We start from the raw sequence: 23566 nt of genomic DNA on the forward strand, positions 1-23566 counted from the left end.
ATGGACATCGGGGTAGTGCTCCAGTGCAATCCGCCGGCGTCCCGTGTGGTCGACCTGGCCAGACAGGCGGAGACACATGGCTTCTCGCACGTGTGGACGTTCGATTCGCATCTGCTGTGGCAGGAACCGTACGTCATCTACAGCCAGATTCTGGCCGCGACGAGGCGGGTGACCGTCGGTCCGATGGTCACCAATCCCGCCACCCGCGACTGGACGGTGACGGCATCGACGTTCGCGACGCTCAACGACATGTTCGGCAATCGGACCGTCTGCGGCATCGGCCGCGGTGATTCGGCCGTCCGCGCCCTCGGTGGGAAGCCGACAACCCTTGCCACGCTGCGGGAATCGATCGAGGTGATCCGTAGCTTGGCCAATGGGCGAAGTGCCCGGATCGGGGAGACGACAGTGCAGTTTCCGTGGGCGGAGCGGTCCCGACTCGAGGTGTGGGTAGCGGCGTACGGCCCCAAAGCCCTCGAGCTCACCGGACAGGTGGCGGACGGGTTCATTCTGCAGCTGGCCGATCCCGATATCGCAGCGTGGACGATCGGCCGGGTCCGCGCTGCGGCCGAGCAGGCGGGTCGCGATCCGGATTCGATCTCGATCTGCGTCGCCGCTCCCGCCTACGTCACCGACGGTACCGACGCAGGGCTCGAACACGCCCGAGATCAGTGTCGTTGGTTCGGCGGGATGGTGGGCAATCACGTCGCCGATATCGTCTCGCGGTACGGCGGCGACGGCAGCGGTGTTCCACCGGCACTCACCGACTACATCGCGGCGCGTGAAGGGTACGACTACAACGAGCACGGCCGCGCAGGCAATTCGCACGCAGAGTTCGTTCCGGACGAGGTGATCGACAGGTTCTGTCTGCTCGGCTCCCCGGCCGATCACATCGCGAAGCTGAAAGATCTCGAGGCTCTCGGTGTCGATCAGTTCTCGGTGTACCTGCAACACGATGCCAAGGCAGCGACGCTGGAAGCGTACGGGGAGAGCATAATTCCGCAGATCCGCCCGAGCGTGACGGCGACGTCGTGACGGGTGTTCTCGATCAGGCCTCGGTGGTGACGCCTGCTCCCGCCGGTGCGCATCGAGGAGCGCGGCGTCCGTTGATGGCAGTGGGGGCCGTCGGCGTGCTGCTGGTGTTCTGGGAGTTGGTGAAAGTGCTCGTCCCCGACAACGGGGTGAGTATCGCCGGCGTGCGGGTGCTGCCCCGCACCGACGACGGAGCGCTACCGCACGTGTGGTCGGTGTTGGCAGCGCTGACCGAGCCGGAGGTGAACGTCGCGGGGGCTCGCAGTGTCGGTGCGGCGATCGTGTCCAGTGGCCTGTTCACCTTCGGGCTCGCGGTACTCGGGTTCGCGCTGGGGACGGTGGTCGGGCTGGTGCTGGCGGTGGCGATGCAACGATTCGTGTGGGTCGAGCGCTCCGTGCTGCCGTATGTGATCGTCTCGCAGACGGTTCCACTGATCGCGTTGGCACCGCTCGTCGCAGGGTGGGGCGGAAAAATCGCGATCGGCGGTTACGCCTGGCAGCCGTGGATGAGCATCACCGTCATCGCGTCGTATCTTGCGTTCTTCCCGGTGGCGGTGGGGATGCTGCGCGGCCTGCGTGCACCCGATCGGGCAGCGTTGGACCTGATGCACAGTTACGCGTCCGGATGGTGGACCACACTCGTTCGACTACGCCTACCCGCCTCGGTTCCTCATCTGATTCCGGCGCTGCGTCTGGCCGCGGCCGCTGCCGTGATCGGTGCCGTGGTCGCCGAGATCTCCACCGGAACGACCGGCGGTATCGGCAGGCAGATCATCGTGTTCTCGCAGCAGGCAACAGGAGACGCATCCCGCCTTTACGCAGCCGTTCTCGGCGCAGCGGTGCTCGGACTGGTGGTGACCGGGTTGGTGTCACTGCTCGACATCGCACTGGGTCGGTACGCCGGTCGCTCGCCGGGTCGAAAGGATCGGTCATGACCGAGCATGCGGTACTCGTCGAGGGCGTCGGAAAGACGTTCGACGGGGGAGTGACTGCGTTGGAGGACGTATCGCTCGCGATCGCCCCCGGCGAATTCGTCTCGCTGATCGGGCCTTCGGGGTGCGGTAAGTCGACGTTGCTCCGTATCGTTGCCGATCTCGAGCAACCCACGTCCGGTACTGCCTCGGTGTTCGGTCTGACTGCTCGCCGAGCCCGCGTCGATCAGAAGTACGGCATCGCCTTTCAGCAGGCCGGGCTGCTCGAGTGGCGCACAGTGCAATCCAATGTCGCATTGCCGCTCGAACTCCACAAGGTTCCCAAGAAGGAACGCGCAGAACGGGTTCGCGAACTACTGGACCTCGTCGGACTCACCGATTTCGCCGACAAGTTTCCCAGCCAGCTGTCCGGTGGGATGCAGCAACGAGTGGCGATCGCGCGGGCGCTGGCCCGAACGCCGGGACTGCTGCTGATGGACGAACCGTTCGGTGCCCTGGACGAGATGACCCGCGAGAAGATGCAGAACGACCTACTGCGCATCGCCGAGGAGTCGAGCGCAGCAGTGGTGTTCGTGACCCACTCGATTCCCGAAGCGGTCTACCTGTCCGATCGGGTGGTGGTGATGTCCGCTCGGCCGGGGCGGATCGTCGACACACTCACGATCGACAGATTCGACACGAACGACGATCCGCGCGAATCGGCGGAGTTCTTCTCGTCCATCACCGCGGTTCGGGATGCACTGCACGGCCGTTCGGTTCGAAGTGCGGATCTGCGATGAAGCTCTGGCTGCCACCGGTGGTGTTCGGGGCGGCGGCGCTCGCACTGTGGCAGTTGCTCACGGTCGTCGCGGGGGTTCCGTCGTTCCTGCTGCCGTCGCCGAGCGCCATCGCCGAGCAATTCGTGCGAAACCTCGGAAACATCGGATCGGCAAGTCTGGCAACGGGAACCAACGCTCTGGTGGGGTTGATCGCAGGCTCGGTCCTCGGTCTCCTGGCAGCAATGGCAGCAGTTCGCCTGCGGATCGTCGACGAACTGCTCACCCCGTTGGCAGCAGGTGCCGCAGCCGTTCCCATCGTCGCTCTCGCGCCGGTGTTCAACTCGATGTTCTCCTCGACCACCGATCTACCGCGCCGCCTCGTGGTCACCATCGTCGTGTTCTTCCCGGTCTTCGTCAGTGCGGCGAAGGGACTGCGTCAGGTCTCGGCCGTGCACCACGACCTCATGACGTCGTATGCCGTCGGTGGTTGGCAGTTCACCCGAATCGTCCGCCTCCCGTCCGCCGTTCCACACATCTTCACCGGGTTGCGGGTTGCCGCTCCCAATGCTGTCATTGCTGCCATCATCTGCGAGTACTTCGGTGGACTGCAGAACGGTTTGGGGTCGCGGATCACCTCCGCCGCGGCGAACACGGCCTACCCCCGGGCATGGGCCTACGTGATGGGTGCCATCGCAGTCGGTTTGCTCTTCTTTCTGGTTGTTCTGCTGCTCGAGAAGCTCGTGTCCCGGCGTCGTACCTAGGAGATGAACGTGAAGATCACCCGAACCCCCCGATCTCTTCTCGCCGCCGTGATGGCGCTTGCAGTGGTCGCCGCGGCGTGCAGTACCACCACGACAGACACCGACACCGGTGCCGACGGAGACACCACGATCAAGCTGCAATTGCAGTGGTTCAAGCAGGGCCAGTTCGCCGGCTACCTCGCCGCCGTCGATCAGGGTTTCTATGCGGAACAGGGGTTGGACGTCGAAATCCTGGACGGTGGAACGGATATCGTCCCGCAAACCGTGCTTGCCCAGGGGCAGGCCGACTACGCCATCGCGTGGGTACCGAAGGCGCTCGCATCCCGCGAGGCCGGAGCCGGCATCACCGACGTGGCTCAGATCTATCAGAAGTCGGGCACCCTGCAGGTCTCGTTCGAGGATCAGAACATCGCCTCACCCGCGGACCTCCGAGGCAAGACCGTCGGAAACTGGGGCTACGGAAACGAGTTCGAATTGTTCGCCGGAATGACGAAAGCGGGAGTGAGCCCGGCGGACGTGACGCTGGTGCAGCAGCAGTTCGACATGAACGGCCTGTTGTCCGGTGATATCGCTGCAGCCCAGGCGATGTCGTACAACGAGTACGCTCAGTTGCTCGAGACCGTGAACCCGGCAACCGGAGCTCTCTACACCGCAGACGATTTCACCACGCTGAACTGGAACGACGACGGCGTCGCGATGCTGCAGGACGCGATCTGGGCCAACACCGACAAGCTCTCGGACGAGGCCTACCAGGAGCAGACCGTCAAATTCCTGGCGGCATCGTTGAAGGGCTGGATCTTCTGCCGCGACAACGTCGAAACGTGCCGCGACATCACCGTCGCTGCAGGCTCCACACTCGGCGCGAGTCACCAGCTCTGGCAGGTCAACGAGGTCAACAAACTGATCTGGCCGTCCGCGGATGGCATCGGCATGATCGACGAGGCGGCCTGGCAGCAGACCGTCGACATCGCCAAGAGCACCGAGAATGCCGAAGGATCGACGGTGCTGACCGCCGATCCCGATGCCGAGGCGTACACCAACGAGTACGTCACGCAGGCGCTCGATTTGTTGAAGGCCGACGGAGTGGACGTCACCGGAGAGTCGTACGCTCCGATGGAGGTCACACTGGAGGAAGGCGGCAAGTAGATGGATCACGTGTTCTACTCCTGGGCGGCGCAGGCCGAACTGAACCCGATCACCGTCGAGGGAGCGGAGGGGTCGTGGTTCTGGGACGACAAGGGCAACCGATACCTCGACTTCTCGTCGCAGTTGGTCAACGTCAATCTCGGTCATCAACACCCCGACGTGGTCGCCGCCATCGTCGAACAGGCTCAGGTTCTGACGACCATCTCCCCGACCGTGGCCAACAACAAGCGCAGTGAACTCGCCACGTTGATCGCCGAACGTGCGCCGGGTGATCTGAACCGAGTGTTCTTCACGACCGGTGGGGCGGAAGCCGTCGAGCATGCGGTGCGGTTGGCGCGACAGCACACCGGGCGTACGAAGATGCTTGCCGCGTATCGCTCGTACCACGGTGGAACCGGAGTTGCGATCGGTCTCACGGGCGAGCCGCGCCGATGGGGCACCGAGCCGACCAACGTCGACGTCGTACGTTTCTTCGGGCCGTACCCGTACCGCTCACCCTGGGGCACAACGACTCCCGAGGACGAGACGGCCGCAGCGCTGGCACACCTCGAGCAGGTCATCGTGCTCGAAGGTGCGCAGAACATCGCCGGACTGATCCTCGAATCGGTCATCGGCACCAACGGTGTGCTGATCCCGCCGCCCGGCTATCTGGCCGGCGTTCGAGCGCTGTGCGACAAGTACAGGATCGTCTACATCGCCGACGAGGTCATGGTCGGGTTCGGGCGCATCGGCGAATGGTTCGCCTGCCAGGCCTGGGATGTGACACCGGATCTCATCACGTTCGCCAAAGGCGTCAACTCCGGATACGTGCCCCTCGGCGGGGTCGTGATCTCGGAGAAGATCGCCTCGCAGTTCGACCACAAGCCGTACCCGGGCGGCTTGACCTATTCCGGTCACGTGCTCGGGTGCGCCGCGGGCGTGGCTTCCATCGGAGTGTTCGAGCGCGACAAGATCCTTCCTCACGTGCGTCACGTCGGCGAGGACGTACTCGGTGCGGGCCTGTCCAAGCTGGCCGAATCGCATCCGAGTGTGGGCGAGGTACGCGGTAAGGGATTCTTCTGGGCCGTCGAACTGGTCAAGGACGGAACGACCCGAGAGCCACTGGTTGCCTTCGCCGCGTCGGGCAAGGACGCGGCGGCGATGGGCACGGTGACCGCCGCGGCGAAGTCACGTGGACTGTGGCCGTTCGTCGCAGGCAATCGCCTCCAGATCGCCCCTCCGCTGACGACGTCCGAGGACGAGATTCGTCAAGGACTGGAAATCCTCGACGAGGTGCTGACGGTGGCGGACGGATTCACCGTCGACGGGTGATCACAGCACGGCACCGGGGTTGAGGATGCCCGCCGGATCGAGAGCGGTCTTGATTCGGCGGGTCAGTTCCATGACGTCCTCACCGACCTGATCGGGCAGCCACGCCTTCTTGAGGCGACCGACACCGTGTTCGCCGGTGATGGTGCCGCCCAACGAGATTGCCAGATCCATGATCGCGCCGAATGCGATGTTGGCGCGACGTGTCATGTCGGCGTCCTCGGGGTCGAAAACGATCAGCGGGTGAGTGTTGCCGTCACCGGCGTGGGCGATGACCGCCACCAGCACGTCGTATTTCGTGGACAGCTCGGCGATTCCGTCGACGAGGGCCGGAAGTGCGGGCAGCGGAACCCCGACGTCCTCGAGGAGCAGGCTGCCGAGTCGCTCGACAGCGGGAATGGCGAACCGCCGCGCGGCAGCGAAGGCCTCGCCCTCGTCGGGGTCGTCGGTGGTGAACACATCCGAGGCACCGGCCTCGGTGCACGCGGCCGCCATGATCTCGATCTCGCGGCCTCGGTCGGCACCGGGGGAGTCGGACCGAGCAATGAGCATCGCCGCCGCCTCGCGATCGAGCCCCATGTTCATGGCATCTTCGACGGCACCGATGGAAGCTCGGTCCATGAACTCGAGCATCGACGGGCGCAGTGTCCGGGTGATGGCCAGAATTGCGGCGGTTGCGTCGTGCACCGACGCGAACGAGGCGACCACCGTACTGGCGGGAGGTTGCGCCGGAATCAATCGAAGAGTGATCTCGGTGATGATGCCCAGCGTTCCCTCGGAGCCGACGAACAGCTTCGCAAGGGACAGGCCCGCAACGTCTTTCAGTCGTGGCCCGCCGAGCCGGACGGCGGTACCGTCGGCCAGGACGACCTCGAGACCGAGAACGTAATCGGTGGTGACGCCGTACTTCACACAGCACAGTCCGCCCGCGTTGGTGGCCGCATTGCCTCCGATGGAACACATCTCGAACGAGGACGGATCGGGTGGGTACCAGAGGCCGTGTTCGGCGACGGCCTTCTTGACCTCCGCGTTGAGCAGTCCGGGTTGTACGACGGCGACGCGGGTCACCGGATCGACGGTGATCTCTCGCATCAACTCGGTGGTGAGCACGATTCCGCCGTCCACGGCGGTGGCTCCACCGGACAGACCCGATCCCGCGCCGCGTGGGACGACCGCCACGGCGTGCTCGGTGGCCCACCGCATCACGGCACGAACGTCCTCGGTGGACTGTGCGCGCACGACGGCCAGCGGGGTGCCCGCGTCGGGATCCTTCGCCCAGTCGCGTCGATAGCCCTCGGTGATGTCCGGGTCGGTGACCACCGAGCCGGGTGAAAGAAGGGATTCGAGCGCACTCAGGCGGGCATCTGCATCGGTCGTCACGGACATCTCGGTCTCCTCACGTCGAAAATGTGACCGTCGACACTCGAGTCTGTCACGGCCTCGCGTGAGGCGGAGTCGGGGTCGGTCGACGCGCGGTCACTGGTTGCGTCGAAGCGTCGATTCCGCGAGCTCGGTGGCGGCGGCGCACGGGTCGATCGGACTGGTGCCTCGGTATTGCACCCACCAGGTGATGACGCCCGAATACGCCGCGCTGATTCCGCACGACGACGGGTCGGCCGGTCGTCGTGACAGGAATGCCGGCGTGCCGGCAACAGGGACGTTCTCGGTCGCGTAGCCGAGCCGATCGGCCAGCTCTCGCTCGCGAGAGAGCGCATCGTCCTCGAACCAGGCGAAGGTCACGTCGATGAGCCCGGCGGCACCGATGCCCGTCCACATGCACACTGCACCGTAGAAGTACTGATCGACGAGGTCGGCACCCACTGTGTCGGCGATGGTGGGATCCGGGACGGCGATACACTCCTCGAGAAGCTTCTCGAACTCTCCGCTGTCGGCCGATCGAGCAGGTACCGCCGTACCGGCCACGGTGGTGGTGCATCCCGTACCGACGGCCGCAGTGACGAGGACAGCGGCGAGGATGCGACGGTTGGACTCGGTGGAGGGGAACGTCCTCATGGGGCTACTTCGCCTTCGACATCGTGGTTCGTGCCAGATCCTCGACGACGTCGCAGGAATCGCGGGGCCCGTCGATCACGTAGTTGACGGACCAGTGTAAGAAGCCGTCCCCGTTCTCGACCCCGGCCTCGCACGACGCTCCCGACGCCGCGGCGGTGAATCCCGGGTGACCGTCAACATCGATGCGCTCGATGGTGCGGCCGACGGCTTCGGCCACGGATCTCTCTCGGTCGATGGGGCTGCCGCGATACCAGGTGAACATCGCGTACGCGCCGGTCGCGGATTCCCATCGACACCGAACGGCGTTCTCGGACACCACCGTCAGGTCGGATACGGCCGTGAGTCTCTGCACTTCCGTGTTGTCCATCGACCCGCATTCGCCGACGAAGAGTTCTTCGGTGACGGGCTGTTCGGCCGTCTCGGGCGAATTCGGATCGGCCTCGGGCGAATTCGGATCGGCCTCGGTTCCCGGCGTGTTCGAGCATCCCACCAGCCCGCACGCGATCGCTGCGATCGACGCTGCAACGGCTCGGGTGCCCACGAATGCGGACTTTACCCACCCTGTTCGAGGTGGGTGGGCCTTTTCCGGAAGCGAGTCACATCAGTAACACCAGCCTCAGGCGTTACCAGATCGATGCGTCGTCGACACGCAAATTTGTAGTTCGCCACGCTAGCGTCCAGCGCAGCGAATCTCGCACCCCATGTGGTGCGAGTCGACAAGGAGGCTGCACCATGATCGATCCCGGAAGTGACTCCTGGAACTACGTGGCCGCGATGTTCTCGTACGAATTCCTCGGGGGCGGAATCGAATACGACACCATCGAGCGCCTTCACCGAGGCGAGGTCGACGAATGGGTTCAGGCGTTGACCCAGTCCGGATTGTTCGATCGAGCCACCATCGCGCAGATTGCCCACTCGTGGCATCAGGCCCCTCGGCAGTTGTTCGACATGCTGGTGCTCGACGCGGACGAAATGACCGCAAGGCGGTGCTCGCTGGCGTGGTCCTCGCTGGATCGACTCGCTCCACTTGCCCGCCTGGGCTGACCGACGGTCAACTACCGAGCACACGCGTCCCCGACGCGTCGACGACGATGGCCTGGTCGTCGGTCAACCCGTGACAGTCCATGCCGGCCCGGCGAAGGCGCTGCACCGTCGCATGCCCCGAATTCTGCTCGTCGAGAACGGAATTCAGGTGCGGGACAATGGAGAAATCCACCAGACCCAACCCGGTCCACACCGGATCGACACCGGTGGCGTGCCGAACCTCGCCCGGGTCGTCCGCGTCCTCGACTCCGATCAACGACGGTGCGGCCACACAGGCACCCGCACTGTATCCGCCGTACGCGATCGATCCTCGCCGAACTCGGTCGGCCAGAACCTCGTCCGCACCCGAGCGGGCGAGCTGAGCGCGCAGGACGAAGGTGTTGCCCCCGCGCACCCACACCGCACCGAATCCTTCGAGCTCGCGCTCGAATGCCGCGGGCCGACCCACGTACTCGCGCAGATCCAGCTCCGCCGGCCGATACCCGAGAGCGCGCAGCGGACCGAACTCACTGCGAAGCGAGGACTCGCGAGCGGCGGCGGGCCACGCGTCCGACGCGTTCGCGATCACCGCGAGATCGGACGGCGGCCCGGTCAGCTCGACGAAAGCAGCCGAGTGGCCCCCGAATCGATACGACGACAGGAACAGTCTCACGCCGTCGATTCGCCGTTCAGCCGGGCCAGCCCGACGCGAACGGCGTCCGCGACATGCTCGGGCTCACGCAGGCGGCGCGTCACGAACCCGGTAGCGAACCGCAGCCGGTCCCGATGCCAGCGAGGCACCACGTGCAAGTGCAGGTGGAAAACCGTCTGAAACGCGGCCTTGCCGTCGTTGATCACGAGGTTGGCTCCGTCGGCGCGCAGATCCGAGTGGCGCACCGCGCGCGCCAGCGTGTGACCGACGCGAAATACGTCGGCGGCCGCGTCCGGATGGGTCGAGTTCAGATCGGTGGCGTGCTCGCGCGGGACGACGAGCAGGTGTCCGCGACTGACCGGCCGGATGTCGAGAAAGGCCATCGCGTGGTCGTTCTCGAACACGCGGTGTGCGGGGGCGTCGCCGGCGACGATGGCACAGAAGATGCAAGATTCCACGGTTGTCACTGTAGGGTCCGATCATCACCGATAGACCTGTATGGCGTGCATCACAATTGCCCGCCCTGTAACTGCGGAATGCCGAACGGACTCGATTCAGAACGAATCGGACTGTGTTCCGAGTTACCCGTGGTCTGTTTCCTCTGGCTACTATCAGGGACCTTGTGCCTTTGTCGCATGGGTTCGTCCACTCGTCGCAAGCTCGGGGCCGTTGGCCGATCAGTGGACACCATTCAACGCAGGAAGACGGAGATTTGGATACATCGCAGAGCACTGAGAAGGGTTCGGGATCCACGACCGTGGTCGGTGTGGTTCGGGAATCGGGGGAGGGCGAACGTCGCGTCGCCCTGGTGCCCAAGATCGTTGCCTCCCTGACGGGTAAGGGCGTCGAGATCGTCGTCGAATCGGGTGCCGGTCTGGGCGCTCTGATTCCCGACGAGCTGTACGTCGCCGCCGGAGCGACCATCGGTGATCCATGGTCGGCGGACGTCGTGGTGAAGGTCGCGCCGCCGTCCGACGCCGAGATCGCCAAGCTGTCGTCGGGTTCGACGCTCATCGGATTTCTGGCACCGCGCAACGCGGAGAACAGCATCGGGGCGTTGAAGGCGGCCGGAGTGCAGGCCTTCGCCGTCGAAGCGATCCCGCGGATCTCGCGGGCGCAGGTGATGGACGCACTGTCGTCTCAGGCCAATGTCGCCGGATACAAGGCCGTCCTGCTGGCCGCGTCCGAGTCCACCCGATTTTTCCCGATGCTCACCACTGCCGCGGGCACCGTCAAGCCTGCCACCGTGCTGGTGCTGGGTGTGGGCGTGGCAGGTCTGCAGGCGCTTGCCACCGCGAAGCGTCTCGGCGGCCGGCCCACCGGGTACGACGTGCGCCCGGAGGTGGCGGACCAGGTTCGCTCCGTCGGGGCGCAGTGGCTCGATCTCGGGATCGACGCCGCAGGTGAGGGCGGGTACGCGCGTGAGCTGACCGAGGACGAGCGGGTGCAACAGCAGAAGGCTCTCGAGGAGGCCATCAAGGGATTCGACGTGGTCATCACCACCGCGTTGGTGCCCGGACGCCCCGCCCCGCGACTGGTCACGGCCGCAGCCGTCGAGGGCATGAAGCCCGGCAGCGTCGTGGTCGACCTCGCCGGTGAGACCGGCGGCAACTGTGAGCTCACCGAGCCCGGAGAGACCGTCGTCAAGCACGACGTGACCATCTGCTCGCCGTTGAACCTGCCTGCCTCGATGCCCGAGCACGCCAGCGAGCTGTACTCGAAGAACATCTCGGCATTGCTCGAACTCATGCTGGTCGACGGCAAGCTCGCCCCCGACTTCTCGGACGAGGTTCTCGCCGGTGCCTGCGTGACACGTGAGAAGGAGAACTGATGTACACCCCGCTGCTCGCGAACATCGCGATCCTGGTGTTGTCCGGGTTCGTCGGCTTCGCGGTGATCTCCAAGGTGCCCAACACCTTGCACACCCCGTTGATGTCGGGCACCAATGCCATCCACGGCATCGTCGTGCTCGGCGCGTTGGTCGTCCTGGGCAAGGTGGACGATCCGTCCATCGGATTGCAGGTGATCCTGTTCGTGGCGCTGGTCTTCGGAACGGTCAACGTGATCGGTGGATTCGTCGTCACCGACCGCATGCTCGGCATGTTCAAGTCCAAGCCTGTCCCTGCCAAGGCCGAGAAGGGCGCTGACTCCTGATGGACAATCTCGTCAACATCCTCTACATCGTCGCGTTCGCGATGTTCATCTACGGTCTGATGGGTCTGACGGGCCCGAAGACCGCTGTCCGCGGCAATCAGATCGCAGCCGTCGGCATGTTCATCGCAGTGGTGGCGACGCTGATCTCCATCCGTGACACCGGCAACTGGATTCTCATCGTCGTCGGCCTGGTCGTCGGCGTCGCTCTCGGTATCCCTCCCGCACGTCGGGTCAAGATGACGGCAATGCCGCAGTTGGTGGCTCTGTTCAACGGCGTCGGCGGTGGAACGGTTGCACTGATCGCCTGGGCCGAGTTCCTCGACACATCGGGATTCTCGAACTTCAAGCACGGTGAATCGCCGACGGTCCACATCGTCATCGGGTCGCTGTTCGCGGCGATCATCGGGTCGATCTCGTTCTGGGGATCGCTGATCGCGTTCCTCAAGCTGCAGGAGACCCTGCCCGGTTCGCCCATCACCATCGGCAAGTTGCAGCAGCCGCTCAACGCTCTGCTGCTGATCGGTGCCGTGGCGGCTGCGGTGGTCATCGGAATCAACGCCACTCCGGGCGGCGGGGTGTCGCAGTGGTGGATCGTCGCGGTTCTCGTACTCGCCGGAATTCTGGGTCTGACGGTCGTGCTGCCCATCGGCGGCGCGGACATGCCGGTCGTCATTTCGTTGCTCAACGCTCTGACCGGTCTGTCCGCTGCGGCGGCAGGTCTGGCGCTCAACAACACAGCGATGATCGTCGCAGGCATGATCGTCGGCGCGTCCGGCACGATTCTGACCAACCTCATGGCCAAGGCCATGAACCGTTCCATCCCGGCGATCGTCGCCGGCGGATTCGGTGGCGGCGACGCGGCTGCCGGGCCTGCGGGTGCAGGCGGCGGAACCGCGAAGGCCACGTCCGCGGCGGATGCGGCGATCCAGATGGCCTACGCCAACCAGGTCATCGTCGTACCCGGATACGGACTCGCGGTTGCGCAGGCGCAGCATGCGGTCAAGGACATGGCCAAGCTACTGGAGTCGAAGGGCGTCGAGGTCAAGTACGCCATTCACCCCGTGGCCGGTCGCATGCCCGGGCACATGAACGTGCTGCTCGCCGAGGCCGATGTCGCGTACGACGCGATGAAGGAAATGGACGACATCAACGACGAATTCTCCCGTACCGACGTCACGTTGGTCATCGGTGCGAACGACGTGACCAACCCGGCGGCGCGCAACGATCCGTCGAGCCCGATTCACGGGATGCCGATCCTGAACGTCGATCAGTCGAAGTCGGTCATCGTTCTGAAGCGGTCGATGTCGTCCGGGTTCGCCGGCATCGAGAACCCGTTGTTCTTCGCCGAGGGCACCTCGATGCTGTTCGGTGACGCGAAGAAGTCGGTGTCCGAGGTGACCGAGGAGCTCAAGGCCCTCTAGTCACGAGCAGTCAGCAGTCAGATGGGGCGCTTCCGGTTGTTCGTCAACGGGAGCGCCCCATTTTGCGTTGAACGGCCAGAGCGGCCGTGTCGAGCGGGTTGCGAGCTTCGCGGGCAGCTGCGACGGGCGAGTAGAGCATGACGATCGAGCACGCCGGCCACCACACGAACACGATCGACGCTGCGCTCACGATCCCGGTCACGGACGCGGAACCGACGAAAAGAGCAGCCGCCGCGACCGCGAGCGTTGCGACGGTGCCCAGGCCGAGGACCACGGGCCGCCACGCTGCGGACGCCACCATGGACGCTGCTCCGAGTAGAGAGGCCACCGCGACGAGTTGACCGTTCGGAAGATCTGCCGACGGCATCGACGCTCCCAGGACCTCGCGAGCGAGCGCACTGCTGACGACGGCACCGATGGTGCAGGCGATCACCACCCCGATCCCGAACGGCAGCTTTCGTATCAGCGCCACGACGGCGAGTGCGGCGACGGCGATCAACACCGCGGTCACATCGATCGCATCGAGCACGTGAGTGGCCAGTGCCGTGGCAGGGGTCGATTCGACGGACGTCGAGGGTGCGACCTGCGGTGCCCACATCAGGATCAACAGCAACAGGACGGCAGAGGCAGCGGACACGGCCGAGCGAGCGACCACGGCGCGCCGCCGCGGACGGGTGGGGGCACTGGACGACACCGCGGGCGTCTCGGCGTCGGTTTCGGCGTGACGGGACGCTTGGATCGGTCCGGAACCGAGGCTCGGTGTTGGCATGCGGCCACGGTGCCCGACTCGGCTGAACATCGGATGTGAGGAAGTTGGGAACGAGCTGATTGTTTTCGTAATAACGTTTCGATCACGCAGCGGCCTGAGGGGTATCGAAAAGTGAGCGGCAGGATGCTCACTTCGTCAAATTCTGCATGTCGGCAAATCGGCCACAAGTCGGGGCAAGAGATCGAAAACTGGCCCGATACAGAACTGCGTGCCTTCTTGCAGCTCGTGTAGCGGAGGCATGCTGAGTTCGAGTTGCTGCAGTCGGACGTCGGTCCGAATGGTGTGAATGCCCTCCGACCTGGCGTTTTGTCGATAACTTGTTTCCTGTCACAGCATTTCGTAAACCAAACTATGACTTCGTTGCAAGACGTTGATCGGATGGGTCCAAGTGTGTGACGATAGTCACAGAGTCCAGTTCACCCTGGGCGAGACCGACCAAAAGGGCGTAGTTTCAGCCGCATCGGAAACCCGCAATCGACCGTTACAGCCAAATCGATAACGATCTGGAAACGGACCGTGGTACCCGTCACAACCCGTTGGAATCGGGTATTCGACACCTACGGACGCCGACAACTCGAGGGAGAAGAACATGACCGCAATGTCTCAGGGACAGCTCGCTATGGTCCGCGCGTTCTTTTGCAACGAGTTCCAAGCGGACTCGCTCGACCGATCGACCGTGCCCGATCCCACGGCCGACGCCGTCGCCGAATGGATCGACGCTCTGGCAACCAGCGGACTGTTCGCACCTGCCGAAGTGCGGAACATCTCCTCCGTCTGGGCCTCCGAGCCGGAGACGATGGTTGCCCTGTTGGTCGGTGAAGTGGACGAAATTGCCGTCAAGCGCAACGAGGTAGCCGCTCCTGCTCCGGCGATCGCGACTCCAGCGCTGATCTCCGCGTTCGAGCGCGCAAGTTGATCGGCCCCGCTCGGTGCCTCGGCACCCGAGCGGGTTCAGCTTCGCTACTATCGGTCGAATTCCGATGACGGCAGTCGACAACGGTGTCGCGCGGCGAAGTGAGGGTTCTGTATGGGTGCGGTGGGACTGGACGAAGACGCGGTATCGACCTGGATCGCAGGATTGGGAATCGGCGCAACCTCGCCTCTCACCTTCCATCGGATCGGTAATGGTCAGTCCAATCTCACCTACGCAGTTCGTGATGCCGGCGGCAGTCGCTGGGTGCTTCGGCGTCCACCACTGGGGAAACTGTTGGCGTCCGCACACGATGTGGTGCGTGAGCATCGAATTCTGTCGGGCCTGCAGAACACGGCGGTTCCGGTTCCGAAAATGATTGCGATGACCGAGGATTCGTCGGTGTCCGAGGTCCCACTCGTGCTGATGAGTTTCGTCGACGGGATCGTCGTCGACTCGGTGGCGGTAGCCGAAGGACTCGACCCCGATCACAGGCGCCGAGTTGGGCTCGGCCTCACGGTCGCGCTGTCCGACATCCATCGCGTGGATCTGGACTCCTCGGGTCTGGCCGATCTGGCCAGTCACAAGCCGTACGCTGCTCGCCAACTGGCCCGGTGGACCAAGCAATGGCAATCCTCGCGCACTCGCGACGTACCCGGTATCGATTCGCTGGCAACGCGATTGGCAGCCGGCATTCCATCGCAGCACGAGGTGACTCTGGTGCACGGAGACTTCCACCTCAGCAACGTCATCACGGCCCGCGACGACGGCCGTGTCGCCGCGGTTGTCGACTGGGAGCTGTGCACACTCGGAGACCCCTTGGCGGACCTCGGAGGACTTCTGGCCTATTGGCCGCAAGCCGACGACGGGGTCGCCGGTCCCTTCATGGCGTCGACTCTGCCGGGCTTTCCCACTCGGGCCGAACTCGTCGAGTCGTATGCGGGGCACACCGGCCGCGACGTCTCCGATGTCGGATTCTGGCAGGTACTGGCGCTGTGGAAGCTCTCGATCATCGCCGAAGGTGTCATGCGCCGGATGGAAGCAGACTCGCGAAACCGGGCGGTGGCAGGCGGGCCGACCACGACGCTCATCGACGACATCGTCAGCAGGGCTCTGCGTACGGCCGACGAGATCGGGCTGTAGTCGGTCAGGCCGACGCCGTCCCGATCACCAAAGTGCGAGCTGCAGTCTCGATTTCGGGCGGAATCGCCACCGGCCTACGGGTGACCCCATCGACGTACACGTGTACGAATCGACCCCTGGCCGCCAGCTCCAACGCATCGTCGTCGGCTTCGCGGAACAACCCGAGCGAGTACACGATGCTGCGGGTGCCCAGCTTCTCGACTGCCAGGCCCACCTGAAGGCGATCCGGAAAGCTCAATTCGGACAGGTATCGGCACGAGGTTTCGGCAACGACACCGATCGCAGGCAGTGTCCTGATATCGAGACCGGTCGTCTCCATCAGCCAACCGTTGACGGCGGTGTCGAAATAGGCGTAGTAGGTGACGTTGTTGACGTGGCCGTAGTGGTCGTTGTCGTCCCATCTCGTCGTCACCGGCCACAGTGCCGGAAAATCCGATGCGTGTGACAAGTCCGACGCGGGGCTCACTCGATCGGTCATGAACGTGACCCTAACCAGTGGCGTCGGTAGCGGGCGTCGCCGGGGACTGCCGACGCAGGATCGCTCGGACCATCAGACCGACGACCAAGGCCCAGAACGCGGAGCCGATTCCTGCGAATGTCAGGCCGGACGCAGCGACGAGGAATGTCAGAACCGTTGCTTCTCTGTCCGCTGCATGTTCCAGCGCGCCGAACAACGACGCCGCGAGGGTCCCCAACAGGGCAAGCCCGGCAACTGTTTCCACCACACCTGCGGGAGCGGCAGCGACCAGGGTGGCCAGGGCGGTGGAGAGAAGCGCCAGCACCAGGTAGGACGATCCGGCCGAGAAGGCGGCGATCCATCGCCGCTTCGGGTCAGGATGGGCACTGGGATTCGCCGACAGCGCAGCGCTGATCGCGGCGAGGTTGATCGTGTGACCGCCGGCGAATGCGCCCAGGACGGTTCCGGTTCCGGTGACGGTCATCGACGCACGCCAGGGAATGCGGAACCCGAACGACGCCATGACCGTGACGCCGGGGATGTTCTGGGATGCCATCGTGACGATGTACAGCGGCACCGCGATACCTATTGTGGCCTGCCAGCTCCAGTGCGGAACCGTCCAGTCGATTCGGGGGACCAGATCGTTCGGCGCGATCGGAATGCCGCCGCCGACCAGACCGGCCGCGATCACCACCGCCGCCGCGGCGAATGCTGCCGGAACTGCCCAACGTGCACTGAACCGCAGGACCACGAGCCAGACCAGGACCACCGGAGCCACCTGGGCGGGGGAGTCGGCGAAGGCGACCACCGGTGCCGCGCAGAGAGGAAGGAGAACTCCGGCCAGCATCGCCTGCGCGAGTGGCACCGGAATTGTCGACACGAGTGCGCCGAGTCTCGGCCACAGGCCCGTCAGGACGATCAGTACTCCGACGGTGACGAACGCACCCACCGCCGCGGGCCACCCTCCGACCACCATGCCGGTTCCGGCGAGCAGCGCCGCGCCCGGTGTCGACCACGCCAGAGTGATGGGCTGTCTGTATCTGCGCGCGAGCCACATCATTCCCACGGCCTGGGTGACGCACAGTGCCAGCAAACCGGAGGCCGCCTCGGTCGGGCTGGCACCTACCGCCCGCAGGCCCGTCAGTACAACGACGAACGAGCTGGTGAAGCCGACCAGTGAGGCCACGATTCCAGCGCTGACGGGGGTGGAGAGTGGCGTCGGTCTGTCGGCAGCGTCGGCGGTGGTCACGACTGACGATGATGCACTGTGGGCCGTCGCCTGTCGCGTCGTTTCCCGTCGAGCCGAGTCGCCACCAGGGGTCGGTGGTCGAATGCTGTCGGGGCACCGTCGATGTGACGTAGTCTCTTGGTTGGACCGGACCAGTCCGTACCGCTGGTTCGGCGAGTGACGGAAAGGCCTGCGCAGTGGTGATGCCCGTACATCTGAGGGACAGTCAGGTCCCCAAGCACGAACAGCTTCGCGCAATTCTGTTGCACCGTTGCACGAAGGAGTTGCAACCCGGCGATCTCATGCCCAGCGAGCGAAAGCTGATGGAGGACTACGGCGTCAGCCGCATCACCGTTCGCGAGGCCATCGGTCAACTCGTCAACGACGGACACCTGGTGCGGGTCCGTGGCAAGGGCACGTTCGTGGCCAGTCGCACCGTGCAGTCTCGTTTGCACCTGGCGTCGTTCTCGGAGGAGATGCGGGCGCAAGGATTGACGCCGACGACGGTGGTGCTGTTCGCGCGGCTCGAAAGCCCCTCGGCGGCAACGACTCGCGCTCTCGGACTGGCCGACGAAGAACAGACCTACCACGTCAAGCGTCTTCGGTTGGCCGATGCCGAACCGGTCAGCGTCGACGACGCGTGGTACCGGGCTTCCTTGCTGCCCGGTCTGATCGAGCACGACCTGAGCAAGTCCGTGTACGAGGCCGTTCAGATTCACTACGGGTTGACCATCGACCGGGCCGAGCAGACCGTCAAAGCCACTGCGGCCGACAGTGATACCGCCACCCTGCTCGGCACCAAGCGCGGTGCCCCCGTGCTGTACTTCGACCGCGTCTCCTTCAGCGGCGACGAGCCGCTCGAACACACCGAGAGTTGGTACCGCTGCGATCGGTATCAACTGTCGATGGAAGTCGAAGGCGGGCGACGCACCTCGCAGCGTCGGTGAGATCAGGGCAGCTCGAACAACAGGTCGCCCACCGCCACGGTGTTGTCGATGCTGGCACTCGTCACCGAATCCGGCTTCGAGTCCATCAGAACCACGGGAACGACATCCGAGTAGCCTGCCGCCGCGATCGCCGCCGGATCGTAGGTGACGACGAGATCGCCGGCCTCGACTCGATCACCCTCTGCTGCGAAGAGTTCGAAGCCTTCGCCCTTCATCTTCACGGTGTCGATACCGATGTGCACCAATACGCCCGCCTTGTTCTCGGTGAAGACGACGAATGCGTGTGGATGGAGTTTGAGGATCGTGCCCGCGACCGGTGAACGAACCTCGACCGACCCGTCGTTCGGGGCCGGGCGCAGTGCGACACCGGAGCCGACCATCTGCGCCGAGAACACCGGGTCCGGCACGTCTGCAAGCGAAATCACCTGGCCGGCAACAGGGCTGAGGATCGCACCGGCGTCGCTCACAGGATGTCGCCGATGTCTTCTGCGAGCGTGTCCGCTTCGGGGCCGACGATGACCTGAACTGCGGTTCCCTTGTGGAAGACGCCGTGGGCACCTGCTGCTTTGAGTGCTGCCTCGTTCACCAACGACCCATCCTTGACCTCGGTGCGCAGCCGGGTGATGCACGCTTCGATCTCGACGATGTTGTCGGCACCGCCGAGGCCTTCGACGATCGCGTCCGCTTTGGACATGTGGGTTCTCGCTTTCTGTGGGCGTACATCTGTCGGGTGGATCACATGTCCGGGTTGACATGTGCTTGCCACCTGGCCAAACTACAACTGGTAATGACCGGACAGTACCCCTGATGGCACCCGGTCACAACAGCGAAAAGCCCCCGAAGGACCAGCCCTCGAAGAGAAGGTCGCCATGACCCCGAACAAGACTGACTCGGTCGACACCGAGCCGAAGAAGGAATCTCGATCATTGGCCGGGCTGCAGCGCTTCGGTCGCAGCCTCATGCTCCCGATCGCTGTTCTGCCCGCCGCCGGAATTCTCCTGAGACTCGGGCAGGACGACCTGCTGGGTCGATTCAGCGCACTGGAGACCACCGCCGCGGTCATCTCCGCTGCAGGTCAGGCAGTGTTCACCTGGCTTCCCCTCATCTTCGCAGTCGGTATCGCCATCGGCTGGGCCAAGAAGTCCGACGGTTCGACCGCGCTCGCAGCTGTGGTCGGCTACATGGTGATGAACGGAGTCTTCACGGCCATGTCGCCGGTCGTGCTCGACGGAGAGGTCGACGCCAACGGTGACCCCGCCGTGATCGACTACGGCGTCCTGGCAGGCATCGTCATCGGATTGCTCTCGGCGATTCTCTGGCAGCGTTTCTATCGCCAGAAGCTGCCGGACTATCTCGGCTTCTTCAGTGGCCGTCGTCTGGTACCGATCATGACGGCAATCACCGGTCTCGTTGTCGCCGTGATCATGTCGTTCGTCTATCCGCTCTTCTACAGTGCACTCCAGTGGGTGGGCAACACCGTCGCCGACCACAGTGTGGTGGGCAGCGGCATCTACGGCTTCGCCAATCGCATGCTCATTCCCACTGGGCTGCACCACATTCTGAACTCCGTCGTCTGGTTCCTGGTGGGTGACTACCAGGATGCAGGTGGTCAACTGGTCCGCGGCGATCTGAATCGGTTCTTCGCCGGTGACCCGTCCGCGGGAGTGTTCATGACCGGATTCTTCCCGATCATGATGTTCGCTCTTCCCGCTGCGGCATTCGCGATCTATCGCAACGCGAAGCCGTCACAGAAGAAGCTCGTCGGCGGAATCATGTTGTCCACGGGCCTGACTGCGTTCGTCACCGGTATCACCGAGCCGCTCGAATACTCGTTCATGTTCGTCGCCTGGCCGCTCTACATCATCCACGCGGTGTTGACCGGAACGTCGATGGCCCTGTGCAATGCCCTCGGGATCCACGACGGTTTCTTCTTCTCCGCCGGCGGCATCGACTATCTGCTCAACTACGGAATCGCAACCAAAGCGTGGCTGCTCATCCCGATCGGCCTGGTGTACGCGGTGATCTACTACTTCTTGTTCAGCTTCGTCATCAAGAAATGGAACCTGCGCACCCCCGGACGTGAGGACGACGCAGTGCTCGAACCCGATCGGGCATGACCGCATCTACCGCGACCATGCACCGAGGGCGGGTCGTCACGCGCGACCAGGTGATCGAGGACGGCGTCGTCGCATGGACGGGAGACCGGATCTCGTGGGTCGGACCGGCATCGGCATGGCCCGGTCGGGCTGTACCGCAGACGGATTCGACGATCCTCCCTGGTTTGGTCGATCTGCACTGCCACGGCGGGGCGGGGGCCTCTTTCCCGGATTCACCTGCCGTCGATCTCATGACGGCGGTACGGCATCATCGCTCCCGCGGGACCACGACGATGCTCGCATCACTGGTGTCGGCACCGCCGGAACGGCTGATCACGCAGACGTCGCTGTTGGCCGATCTGTACGAGTCCGGTGATGTCGCCGGAGTCCATCTCGAGGGGCCGTTCCTGTCGGTCGACCGCTGCGGCGCGCAAGACCCCGCGTCGCTGCGCAGCGGCGATCCCGGACTTCTCCGCGACATTTTGAGCGCGGGCCGGGGCGCGGTGCGGTCGATGACCCTTGCACCCGAGATCGACGGCTTCGCCGCTGTCGCAGAGATGTTGCGAGAGAACGGGATACTGCCCAGCATCGGCCACACGGACGCCGATGCGCTCACCACCCGACGCGGAATCGAGTCGCTGGGGGACGGTCCGATCACGGCCACACACCTGTTCAACGGAATGCCTACCTGGCATCATCGGGCGCCGGGCCCGGTGAGCGAGTGTCTGGCCGCTGCGGCGCGCAACGCGATGGTGCTCGAATTGATAGGCGACGGAGTGCATCTCGCCGACGAGACCGTCCGCGCGGTGTTCGATCTCGTCGGTGGTGCACACATCGCGCTGGTCTCCGACGCGATGGCCGCGGCCGGAATGTCGGACGGTCGCTATCGACTCGGACCATTGGACGTGACCGTCCGACACTCGGTAGCGCGGTTGTCCCGCGACACCGACAGCGAGACCGCTCCGATCGCGGGCGGGACCGCAACCGTCCTGGACCTGCTACGCCGCGCCGTGCTGAACGCCGGCGTGCCATTGGTCGAGGCGGTACTGGCCGCGTCGTCGACTCCTGCCGCGTCGATCGGTCTCGACTCCGACGTCGGTCACCTCGAACAAGGCATGCGAGCCGACGTATTGGTGGTCGACCCGGCCTTCGAACCACTGCGGGTGATCAGAGGCGGAACTGCAATCGGAGAGGACAGCTAGATGGAGATCGTGATCCTCGACGAGGCCGACGCAGTGGACCGGATAGCCGCCGACGTCGTCGAACGAGTCGTACGAACCGGCTCCACTCCTGTACTGGGACTGGCAACGGGGTCCACCCCGGTGGGCACGTATCGCGAATTGGCGCGACGGCATCGGGACGACGGCCTGTCGTTCGCGCGATGCCGCGCCTTCCTGCTCGACGAGTACATCGGACTGGCGAAAACAGCAGAGCAGTCCTATTTCTCGTTCATTCGCGAGAACTTCGTCGACCACGTCGATCTGGACGACACCGCTGTGTTCTCGCCCGACGGCGAAGCGGACGACATAGCTGTGGAGGCGCAGCGGTACGACGCGGCGATCGCCGCCGCAGGCGGCATCGATGTTCAGATACTCGGAATCGGCACAGACGGGCACATCGGTTTCAACGAGCCCGGATCGTCGCTGAGATCTCGAACGCGGGTGAAGACGCTGACCGAACAGACTCGCGTCGACAACGCCCGATTCTTCGATTCGCCCGAGGACGTGCCGCATCACGTACTGACCCAGGGGCTGGGCACCATCGACGAGGCGCGTCACCTGCTGTTGATCGCAACAGGGCAGTCGAAAGCGGACGCGGTGGCGGCGGCCGTGGAAGGACCGTTGTCGGCGCACTGCCCGGCGTCGGCGATCCAATGGCACCCGCACGCAACGGTGCTGCTGGACGAGGCCGCGGCGTCGTCGCTCGCACTCGCGGAGTACTACCGGTACGCCTATGCCAACAAGCCCCGGTGGCAGCACCTGTGAGTCAGCTGCGCGAGAACTCCGATGCGCGCGCGATCTGTTCGTCCGACGGCCGAACTCCGGTGTAGAGAACGAACTGTTCTGCAGCCTGGAGCGCGATGACCTGAGCGCCGGTGATCACGGCCTTGTTCGCCGCCCGAGCGGCAACGATCAGCGGCGTTTCCGACGGCATGGCGACGACGTCGAACACGGCATTCGCTGCATCGATCTGCTGCTCGGTGAACGGTGCCGAAGCGGCGTCCGGCCCTCCGGCCATACCCACCGGGGTCACGTTCACGAGCAGGTCTGCGCCCACCGCTTCGGCCGACCAGTCGTAGCCGTAGGTCTCGGCGAGGGCAGGGCCGGTGTTCGCGTTGCGGGCGACGACGGTGCCCCGGGTGTAGCCCGAATCCCGAAGTGCGGCAACGACGGCCTTGGCCATCCCGCCGCTGCCGGTGACGGCCACCGAGTAGTCGGTCGAGAAGCCACTCGCGGCGAGCAGGTTCGCGACGGCCTGGTAGTCGGTGTTGTAGGCGTGGAGGACGCCGTTCTCGTTGACGATCGTGTTGACGGATTCGATGGCGCTTGCCGACTCGTGCATCACGTCGACCAGTTCGATCACGTCTTCCTTGAACGGCATGGAGACGGCGCAGCCTCGGATGCCCAGCGCGCGAACGCCCCCCACTGCGGCGGCGAGATCGGTGGTGGTGAACGCCTTGTAGACGAAGTTCAGGCCCAGCTCGTCGTAGAGATAGTTGTGGAAGCGAGTTCCGATGTTGCTCGGTCGGCCGGACAAGGACATGCAGAGCTGCGTCTCACGGTCGAGGACGCTGCGCGGGTGTGCTGTTGCCATCGCTC

General features: G+C 64.6%; 27 protein-coding genes. 16 read left to right on the forward strand and 11 right to left on the reverse strand.

The window, feature by feature from the left end; all coding sequences use genetic code 11:
• Genes CH274_RS23985 through CH274_RS24010 form a run of 6 tightly spaced genes read left to right on the forward strand, consistent with a single transcriptional unit; the run spans position 1 to position 5937 of the window.
• A complete protein-coding gene (locus tag CH274_RS23985; RefSeq protein ID WP_094659185.1) occupies positions 1 to 1032 on the forward strand; it encodes a TIGR03842 family LLM class F420-dependent oxidoreductase in 1032 nt (343 codons plus the stop codon).
• On the forward strand, positions 1029 to 1964 hold the full coding sequence (locus tag CH274_RS23990; protein ID WP_094659186.1) for an ABC transporter permease: 936 nt from the start codon (positions 1029 to 1031) through the stop codon (positions 1962 to 1964). The genes CH274_RS23985 and CH274_RS23990 overlap by 4 nt, the downstream gene beginning before the upstream one ends.
• Positions 1961 to 2740, forward strand: coding sequence for an ABC transporter ATP-binding protein (locus tag CH274_RS23995; protein WP_032393475.1), 780 nt, complete (start codon positions 1961 to 1963; stop codon positions 2738 to 2740). Before CH274_RS23990 ends, CH274_RS23995 begins: the two co-directional genes overlap by 4 nt.
• Positions 2737 to 3480 carry an ABC transporter permease gene (locus tag CH274_RS24000; protein ID WP_045194405.1) on the forward strand — a complete coding sequence of 248 codons (744 nt, stop codon included), beginning with the start codon at positions 2737 to 2739 and terminating at the stop codon, positions 3478 to 3480. Before CH274_RS23995 ends, CH274_RS24000 begins: the two co-directional genes overlap by 4 nt.
• A gap of 3 nt (positions 3481 to 3483) precedes the next feature.
• On the forward strand, positions 3484 to 4626 hold the full coding sequence (locus CH274_RS24005) for an ABC transporter substrate-binding protein (RefSeq protein WP_256993683.1): 1143 nt from the start codon (positions 3484 to 3486) through the stop codon (positions 4624 to 4626).
• Entirely contained in the window at positions 4627 to 5937 is a 1311-nt protein-coding gene (locus CH274_RS24010) for an aspartate aminotransferase family protein (RefSeq protein ID WP_094659187.1), read from the forward strand.
• Here the strand turns inward: CH274_RS24010 and CH274_RS24015 are convergent, their stop codons facing one another.
• The 3 genes from CH274_RS24015 to CH274_RS24025 form a co-directional block, all read right to left on the reverse strand.
• Positions 5938 to 7320 carry an FAD-binding oxidoreductase gene (locus CH274_RS24015; RefSeq protein WP_094659188.1) on the reverse strand — a complete coding sequence of 461 codons (1383 nt, stop codon included), beginning with the start codon at positions 7318 to 7320 and terminating at the stop codon, positions 5938 to 5940.
• A gap of 90 nt (positions 7321 to 7410) precedes the next feature.
• Entirely contained in the window at positions 7411 to 7947 is a 537-nt protein-coding gene (locus CH274_RS24020; RefSeq protein ID WP_094659189.1) for a DUF3558 domain-containing protein, read from the reverse strand.
• A gap of 4 nt (positions 7948 to 7951) precedes the next feature.
• Positions 7952 to 8488: a DUF3558 domain-containing protein gene (locus CH274_RS24025; protein ID WP_094659190.1), complete on the reverse strand. Its 537-nt coding sequence runs from the start codon at positions 8486 to 8488 to the stop codon at positions 7952 to 7954.
• A gap of 191 nt (positions 8489 to 8679) precedes the next feature.
• Between CH274_RS24025 and CH274_RS24030 the strand changes: the two genes are divergently transcribed.
• A complete protein-coding gene (locus tag CH274_RS24030) occupies positions 8680 to 8991 on the forward strand; it encodes a hypothetical protein (RefSeq protein ID WP_094659191.1) in 312 nt (103 codons plus the stop codon).
• Positions 8992 to 8998: 7 nt separating this feature from the next.
• Here the strand turns inward: CH274_RS24030 and CH274_RS24035 are convergent, their stop codons facing one another.
• Entirely contained in the window at positions 8999 to 9643 is a 645-nt protein-coding gene (locus CH274_RS24035; protein WP_094659192.1) for a Type 1 glutamine amidotransferase-like domain-containing protein, read from the reverse strand.
• Positions 9640 to 10080, reverse strand: coding sequence for an HIT family protein (locus CH274_RS24040; protein WP_032393483.1), 441 nt, complete (start codon positions 10078 to 10080; stop codon positions 9640 to 9642). The genes CH274_RS24035 and CH274_RS24040 overlap by 4 nt, the downstream gene beginning before the upstream one ends.
• Positions 10081 to 10334: 254 nt before the next feature.
• Between CH274_RS24040 and CH274_RS24045 the strand changes: the two genes are divergently transcribed.
• From CH274_RS24045 to CH274_RS24055, 3 genes are read left to right on the forward strand one after another with little or no spacing between them, the layout of a single operon-like run.
• Positions 10335 to 11453: a Re/Si-specific NAD(P)(+) transhydrogenase subunit alpha gene (locus CH274_RS24045; protein ID WP_045194417.1), complete on the forward strand. Its 1119-nt coding sequence runs from the start codon at positions 10335 to 10337 to the stop codon at positions 11451 to 11453.
• Positions 11453 to 11776: an NAD(P) transhydrogenase subunit alpha gene (locus CH274_RS24050; protein WP_032393485.1), complete on the forward strand. Its 324-nt coding sequence runs from the start codon at positions 11453 to 11455 to the stop codon at positions 11774 to 11776. The genes CH274_RS24045 and CH274_RS24050 overlap by 1 nt, the downstream gene beginning before the upstream one ends.
• Positions 11776 to 13197, forward strand: a complete 1422-nt coding sequence (locus CH274_RS24055) for an NAD(P)(+) transhydrogenase (Re/Si-specific) subunit beta (protein ID WP_032393486.1) — start codon at positions 11776 to 11778, stop codon at positions 13195 to 13197. The genes CH274_RS24050 and CH274_RS24055 overlap by 1 nt, the downstream gene beginning before the upstream one ends.
• 43 nt (positions 13198 to 13240) lie before the next feature.
• Here CH274_RS24055 and CH274_RS24060 read toward each other — a convergent pair whose 3' ends face one another.
• Entirely contained in the window at positions 13241 to 13966 is a 726-nt protein-coding gene (locus CH274_RS24060) for a hypothetical protein (RefSeq protein ID WP_094632272.1), read from the reverse strand.
• Between the two features lie 589 nt (positions 13967 to 14555).
• Between CH274_RS24060 and CH274_RS24065 the strand changes: the two genes are divergently transcribed.
• A complete protein-coding gene (locus CH274_RS24065) occupies positions 14556 to 14882 on the forward strand; it encodes a hypothetical protein (RefSeq protein WP_052049157.1) in 327 nt (108 codons plus the stop codon).
• Between the two features lie 111 nt (positions 14883 to 14993).
• Entirely contained in the window at positions 14994 to 16019 is a 1026-nt protein-coding gene (locus CH274_RS24070) for a phosphotransferase family protein (protein ID WP_094659193.1), read from the forward strand.
• A 4-nt stretch (positions 16020 to 16023) separates the two neighbouring features.
• Here the strand turns inward: CH274_RS24070 and CH274_RS24075 are convergent, their stop codons facing one another.
• Both CH274_RS24075 and CH274_RS24080 read right to left on the reverse strand, forming a co-directional pair.
• The gene (locus CH274_RS24075) at positions 16024 to 16497 is read right to left on the reverse strand and encodes an acyl-CoA thioesterase (protein ID WP_045194423.1); all 474 of its coding nucleotides are present in this window, start codon (positions 16495 to 16497) and stop codon (positions 16024 to 16026) included.
• 10 nt (positions 16498 to 16507) lie between these two features.
• Complete coding sequence (locus CH274_RS24080; protein ID WP_094659194.1) at positions 16508 to 17725, reverse strand: benzoate/H(+) symporter BenE family transporter; 1218 nt, start codon at positions 17723 to 17725, stop codon at positions 16508 to 16510.
• Positions 17726 to 17904: 179 nt separating this feature from the next.
• Between CH274_RS24080 and CH274_RS24085 the strand changes: the two genes are divergently transcribed.
• The gene (locus CH274_RS24085) at positions 17905 to 18651 is read left to right on the forward strand and encodes a GntR family transcriptional regulator (protein WP_032393533.1); all 747 of its coding nucleotides are present in this window, start codon (positions 17905 to 17907) and stop codon (positions 18649 to 18651) included.
• A gap of 2 nt (positions 18652 to 18653) precedes the next feature.
• Here the strand turns inward: CH274_RS24085 and CH274_RS24090 are convergent, their stop codons facing one another.
• Positions 18654 to 19118, reverse strand: coding sequence for a PTS sugar transporter subunit IIA (locus tag CH274_RS24090; RefSeq protein ID WP_094632266.1), 465 nt, complete (start codon positions 19116 to 19118; stop codon positions 18654 to 18656).
• The gene (locus CH274_RS24095) at positions 19115 to 19345 is read right to left on the reverse strand and encodes a glucose PTS transporter subunit EIIB (protein WP_032393491.1); all 231 of its coding nucleotides are present in this window, start codon (positions 19343 to 19345) and stop codon (positions 19115 to 19117) included. The genes CH274_RS24090 and CH274_RS24095 overlap by 4 nt, the downstream gene beginning before the upstream one ends.
• A 175-nt stretch (positions 19346 to 19520) precedes the next feature.
• Between CH274_RS24095 and CH274_RS24100 the strand changes: the two genes are divergently transcribed.
• The 3 genes from CH274_RS24100 to nagB are packed head-to-tail and all read left to right on the forward strand — an operon-like array spanning position 19521 to position 22732.
• The gene (locus CH274_RS24100) at positions 19521 to 20768 is read left to right on the forward strand and encodes a PTS transporter subunit EIIC (RefSeq protein WP_094659195.1); all 1248 of its coding nucleotides are present in this window, start codon (positions 19521 to 19523) and stop codon (positions 20766 to 20768) included.
• On the forward strand, positions 20765 to 21949 hold the full coding sequence (locus CH274_RS24105) for an N-acetylglucosamine-6-phosphate deacetylase (RefSeq protein WP_179275852.1): 1185 nt from the start codon (positions 20765 to 20767) through the stop codon (positions 21947 to 21949). Before CH274_RS24100 ends, CH274_RS24105 begins: the two co-directional genes overlap by 4 nt.
• Entirely contained in the window at positions 21950 to 22732 is a 783-nt protein-coding gene (gene nagB, locus CH274_RS24110) for a glucosamine-6-phosphate deaminase (RefSeq protein WP_094647083.1), read from the forward strand.
• A gap of 1 nt (position 22733) precedes the next feature.
• On the opposite strand, the gene CH274_RS24115 is transcribed toward nagB, so the two are convergent.
• Entirely contained in the window at positions 22734 to 23561 is an 828-nt protein-coding gene (locus CH274_RS24115; RefSeq protein WP_094659196.1) for a shikimate 5-dehydrogenase, read from the reverse strand.
• Between the last annotated feature and the right edge of the window lie 5 nt (positions 23562 to 23566).

This window comes from Rhodococcus sp. 06-418-5, assembly GCF_002258285.1.
In the GTDB taxonomy this organism is placed as follows: Bacteria; Actinomycetota; Actinomycetes; order Mycobacteriales; family Mycobacteriaceae; genus Rhodococcoides.